The 321-nt window shown below is 42.4% G+C and carries 2 pseudogenes; both read left to right on the top strand.

What is annotated here, in order from left to right:
- Positions 1-209 (top strand): annotated as a pseudogene (locus tag HMPREF3142_RS29915) (sulfatase modifying factor 1); the annotation flags it as partial.
- Positions 210-254: 45 nt separating this feature from the next.
- Positions 255-321 (top strand): annotated as a pseudogene (locus HMPREF3142_RS29910) (hypothetical protein); the annotation flags it as partial.

Here is a 321-nt window from a genome sequence, read left to right as displayed (position 1 = left end):
ATTACTCTCATTCTCCGGTAAACGATCCTCAGGGACCCGTAAAGGGGACCGAAAAAGTCCTCCGCGGGAATGTTGGCGGTGACAGACAATACGCTTTAACCGTGTTCAGACAATCAGATTTGCCAGTTCCAAAGATCAATAAAGACGATGATTATGAAAAATATGGTGTTGGTCCGCAGTATGTTTTCCGTTGCGTCATCAATAAATAATGTCGTTTGGTTGTGACATATATCATTTTAACCGGAGCAACAACGTTGAATGAATGTTCCAATAAACCGGAGAGACTATTTAAACCTGTCCCGGATAGCCTGATGTCAGAAT

It is taken from the genome of Klebsiella sp. HMSC16C06 (genome assembly GCF_001808325.1).
In the GTDB taxonomy this organism is placed as follows: Bacteria; Pseudomonadota; Gammaproteobacteria; order Enterobacterales; family Enterobacteriaceae; genus Klebsiella; species Klebsiella variicola.
Note: the sequence above shows the minus strand (reverse complement) of the source record. Positions and strands in the feature narration are given on the sequence as shown.